Annotated in this window: 4 protein-coding genes and 2 pseudogenes; 3 read left to right on the top strand and 3 right to left on the bottom strand. The window is 68.6% G+C overall.

What is annotated here, in order from left to right; all coding sequences use genetic code 11:
• On the top strand, nt 1–340 hold a 340-nt coding region (locus ONA70_RS34795), incomplete at its 5' end, for a DUF933 domain-containing protein (RefSeq protein ID WP_265010732.1).
• Between the two features lie 126 nt (nt 341–466).
• On the opposite strand, the pseudogene ONA70_RS34800 reads toward ONA70_RS34795, so the two are convergent.
• Nucleotides 467–712, bottom strand: a pseudogene (locus ONA70_RS34800) (tyrosine-type recombinase/integrase); the annotation flags it as partial.
• A gap of 105 nt (nt 713–817) precedes the next feature.
• Here ONA70_RS34800 and ONA70_RS34805 point away from each other — a divergent pair.
• Nucleotides 818–1336 carry a tetratricopeptide repeat protein gene (locus ONA70_RS34805; RefSeq protein WP_265010733.1) on the top strand — a complete coding sequence of 173 codons (519 nt, stop codon included), beginning with the start codon at nt 818–820 and terminating at the stop codon, nt 1334–1336.
• A gap of 565 nt (nt 1337–1901) precedes the next feature.
• Nucleotides 1902–2612, top strand: coding sequence for an HAD family hydrolase (locus tag ONA70_RS34810; RefSeq protein ID WP_265010734.1), 711 nt, complete (start codon nt 1902–1904; stop codon nt 2610–2612).
• A 526-nt stretch (nt 2613–3138) separates the two neighbouring features.
• Here ONA70_RS34810 and ONA70_RS34815 read toward each other — a convergent pair.
• Entirely contained in the window at nt 3139–4344 is a 1206-nt protein-coding gene (locus ONA70_RS34815; RefSeq protein WP_265010735.1) for a low temperature requirement protein A, read from the bottom strand.
• A gap of 179 nt (nt 4345–4523) precedes the next feature.
• Nucleotides 4524–4780: pseudogene (locus ONA70_RS34820) on the bottom strand (pantetheine-phosphate adenylyltransferase); the annotation flags it as partial.

The following is a 4780-nucleotide window of genomic DNA, read 5'->3' on the forward strand; positions in this document are numbered from 1 at the left end:
GGCCCGCGAGCTGCTGGAGTCGATCGGCCAGTCCGAGCCGGGCCTGGACCAGCTGGTCCGGGTCGGTTTCCGGACCCTCGGGCTCCACACGTACCTGACGGCCGGCCCCAAGGAGGCACGGGCCTGGACCGTCCCGGTCGGCGCGACCGCGCCGGAAGCCGCGGGGGTCATCCACAGCGACTTCCAGCGCGGCTTCATCAAGGCCGAGGTGGTCTCCTACGCCGACCTGGTCGCGGCCGGATCGATGGCGGCGGCGAAGGCCGCCGGCAAGGTCCGGATCGAGGGCAAGGAGTACGTTATGCAGGACGGCGACGTGGTGGAGTTCCGCTTCAACGTCTGACTCCGGCCCGTTCCCGCAGGTCAGGAGGGGTGTGCCCTCACTCTGGCGCACACCGGGGGCACGACCCCACGCCTCATCGACCGCCCGGCGAGTGCGCTCCTCCGAGTCCGGCATCAGGTGCCCGTACGTCGACAGGACCAGGTTCGCGTTCTCGTGCCCCAGCCGCTCGGCGACCACGATGACCGACTCGCCCTGCATCAGCAGGACCGAGGCGTAGGGGTGGCGCAGGTCGTGGGTCGTGATGCTCTCGGGCAGGCCGGCCTTTCGGACCGCCGCGCCGAAGATGAGCGTGCCGTAGTAGTCGTGCCGGTAGGGGCCGGCGAAGCGGGTCGTGAAGATGGTGCCGTCGGCAGCCGGCGGGAAGTCCGCCATGTGTGCGCGGAGAGCGGCGGCCACGACCTGGGGTAGCGGGCCTGGTACGCGCTGACCCAGGGCGATTACGGGGGTGTAATCGCAGCCGCCGAGGCCGGCGAAGCAGTGGCAGCCCACGACGGCGCAGCGGTGCAGTTGGCAGCGCAGCGTGCCAAGGCTTGGGCGCGGCTTGGTGACAGGCGGCAGGTAGAAACGGCACTGGACAAGGGTCGCGCCTTGCTTGAGTCGTTGCCCTATCCCGAGGACACCGACCATCACTTCGTGGTTGACCCGGCAAAGTTCGACTTCTACGCGATGGACTGCTACCGGATCGCCGATGAAGACCGTCTCGCGGAAATGTACGCGCGCGAGGTCATCCGCTCATCGACAGACCCGGACGGGACCGAACGCAAGCCGATGCGCAACGCCGAAGCCCGCATCACGCTCGGGGTGGTGGCGGCCCGCGCTGGCGATCTCGACCAAGCCGTATCCCACGGTCGCCGGGCGTTGGACGGGGATCGCAAGTCACTGCCATCCCTGCTGATGTGCTCCAAGGAACTGGCGACCCTGCTACGGGAGCGGTACCCGAAGGAGCCAGAGGCAGTCTCTTACCTCGACGAGGTCGGAGCCCTCAGCGCGAGCTGACCCCGTCCTCCTGCCTGCACGGTTGCGTCCCGCCGGGTGGTGTAGAAGCTGACCTGCCACGGCGCGCCTCGGGCATAGAGGTGGGTCATCGCGTGAGTCTCTGTGTGAACGACCAAGAACACGTCGCCGGCAGCCGGCCGCGCCGCGCCTGAGCAGCGCGGCGCAGGGAAGGGCGCGCCCGGTCCGCGCGGCAAGCCCCAAGCATCGGGGCGGTGGCCGCGCGAGGCATGCCGGTCGTCCAGGAGCCGGCTCCGCAGCCGCTCAGGGTCAGGTCAACCCCTCGCCTGGGAGGGGGAGGGTGGCCGCCGGTGGCCAGCCCCGACACCGGGAGCCGGGTCCGTGCCGGGCGAGGTTGGGTCAACTGCGCCACTGTGGCGGTGTCCGCCGGGGGCGCGGTCCGTGACACGAGAGCCGACTCAGTCTGTCCCCGGCAGCGTCCGTACGTGCGTCAAGGTCCACTTGACGTGGCGGGCCGGGCGGCGGCCCGCTCCCCAGACGGGCGGGTTGAACTCAGACGGGATGGCAGGCAAGGTGACAGCGCTGACGATCTCAGTAGGATGCTCGCATGCCTCGGCCAGTGATCTTCGACCTCTACCACACTCTCATCCAGGGGGCCGACGAGGAGCGCGACCGGGTAGTCGGCGAGATGGCGGTCATGGTCGGGGTGGCTCCGGCCGCGCTGGTCGCCGCGTACCACGCCACCTGGCGGGACCGGATGGTCCGGTGGGACGTGGAGGAGACCATCCGCATCCTCGCCGGACGCCTCGGCGGTACACCAACCAACGAACAGGTGACACGGGCCGGGGAACATCGGCGAGCCCTCGGGCGCCGGGTGCTGGACAGTGTCTCGACCGCCACCCTGGACGTGCTCGACGCGCTACGCGACGACGGGCATCCGCTGGCCCTCATCAGCAACGCTACCTCGGACACTGCCGAGGCATGGCCGCAGAGCCGGCTCGCCCACCGGTTCGACGTCGCGGTCTTCTCCTGCGACGTCGGGCTATCCAAGCCAGACCCGGCGATCTATCACCTTGCTGTCGAGGGCCTGGGCGTTGGGCCGGCCGAGTGCATCTTTGTTGGCGACGGCTCAGACGGTGAGCTGGCCGGGGCGGCAGCGGTCGGTATGACCGTCTTCCGGACCACGGAGCACAACGACACCGACCCCAGCTGGGGCGGGCCGGTTATCGCTACCTTGGCCGACCTGCCCGCCATACTCCCAGAGCCGTTCAAGGTCATGGAGCCGTCCGGGGCACACACGGGGCACAAGACAGCGTGAAACGCCGGCAACCAGCGACTAATGACGTGAGCCCAAGACGGGACGTGACCAGCGTGCCGACCAGGCTGCCGCAGGTCACGGGAGGGCGCACCTAAGTTCCGTTTCAACGTCTGACTCCGGCCTGTTCCCGCAGGTCAGGAGGGCGTGCCCTCACCCTGAGGGTTCGCGTTCTCGTGCCCCAGCCGCTCGGCGACCACGCCGAGGTACGCAGTCAATTCTGGCATCAACCGGCCCGCGGGAGAAGCAGAGACTAGCTGCGACTGACCCAGCGGTAGCCGTCCCAAATCCACTGGGGCGTGGCGGCTCTATTGCCAGCGACTACCAGCATGATTGCGCCACCGCCGGCAGACACCGCGAAGACTACGAGACCGAGGAAGCTGCGTACAGCCGACTGGCTGCGACAGTCCTGCATGAGCGACGCGGTAATCGGATCTTCGCTTCCGCTCGTGTCCGGTGCTACGAGCCGAACTACCGGTGGCCCCCAACTTGCCGATGTGCCCAAGACACTGACGCTCGCTAACAGCAGTCATTTCGCCGCGGCGGTTGGCTGCCAACTGATCCGTTCATAGCAGACCAGGGCGATCAAGATGATGGCGACTAGAGCGAGGGCAGCGAGGGCGGGAAGGTGTCGGGCGACGGGCAGCAGCGCGAGGATGGTGCCGGCCGCGAGGATCGGGGCGGGTGGGGTGTGCCGGACGGTGAGTCGAAGGAACAGGGCCCGACCAACGAGGTAGAGGGCCGGGCCGCCGAACAGAGCGGCGGTCGAAGTCCAGTCCAGCGGGGTCCCAGCGGGCTGCTGGAGTGGGTGGTGGGCCATGTGGGCGAGGACCACCTCGATGCCGAGGGCCAGGTAGATGATCCCGGCGATGAGCGCGAAGTGCGCCAAGCTGTAGGCGATGCTGCCGGTCCGAGTCCGGCCCAGAACGGGGATCCGCGCGAGGGCTTGTCCGGCAGGTGCGGCGGCGTTTTCGAAGTACAGCCACCACAGGGCCAGCGCCGTGGTCAGGGCGAGCAGCGCAGCGATCAGGACCGGCCAACGAGTGACCGCCGATCCGGCGCCGACGCCCACCGAGATCAACGACTCGCCCAGAGCAATGATTACGATCAGGCCGTGCCGCTCGGCGAAATGGCTGGGGCTGGGCAACGGAGCACGTCCGGCAGACACCGCGATGAATAGGCCGCCGATGCAGTCGATGAGGAACGCCGCGGCCCACAACAGCGTCTGCGTGGCGCCGCCGAACACCGCGCCGAACAGCAGCGCAGTCAAGCCCGCCGAGACCGGGATGACCCGGAAGCGCAGCGAAGCGCGTAGCCGCGCGTTACCGGCTGATATGTGCCAGACGAGGGCCAGATATACCGCCCGGACGACGATGTAGACGAGGGCCAGAGTCATGGGCGCGGCCAGTGACTGGCTGTCGTGCCGCCACGCCTCGGGGAGGACTAGGGCGGCCACGAACATCGCGGCCATCACAGCGGAGTTTCCGGCGCGGACCAGGCCCACGTCGGCACGGACCTGGTTGGCCAACCAAGCGAAGTTAGTGAACGGCCACCACAGCAGCAGCAGGAGCACAAGGCTATGCGCCAGCCCGAGTGGCGTCGGCGCCCGTGCCGTGAACGTCGCCACCCGGATGAAGGCGAACACGAACACCAGGTCGAAGAACACCTCGAACGGCGTGGTCCGATGGGTTTCCTCGGTCGGCACCGGCGGCCCGGCCCGGAAGATGTGCCTCATAGGCCTATCTTGTTCGCCCAACATCCGGCAGATCCGGATTCAACACTTAACCCGGCAGCCGCCGCTGGCCACCACGGATGGCCTCGGCGCAGCTCGCAGATACCCCCACTTCGACCTCTCGGCTGGTCTCGGCGCGATGAGCGTGCGCGCGTGCGACATCTGCCAACCCGTCCAGGCCCTCATCCCGATACCGAGCGGTATGCGCGTGCGACCGTGGACGAGGTGGCGGCCAGATGCGGACGGGCCGGCAACCAGACGGTCTGAATGCCGAGTTGCTCGTTCATCGCAGCGAGCTGGTACTCGTGGCGAAGGTCCGCGGCCGTACGTAGGCCGCGGACGATGACCGTGGCGCCGCGGCGCATGCAGTAGGCGGTGGTCAGGCCGGTCCAGGTGTCCACCTCGACATTGCCCCAGGCTGCCGGCATGGCGTCGCGCA

This window comes from Micromonospora yasonensis (assembly GCF_026013475.1).
Lineage (GTDB): Bacteria > Actinomycetota > Actinomycetes > Mycobacteriales > Micromonosporaceae > Micromonospora > Micromonospora yasonensis.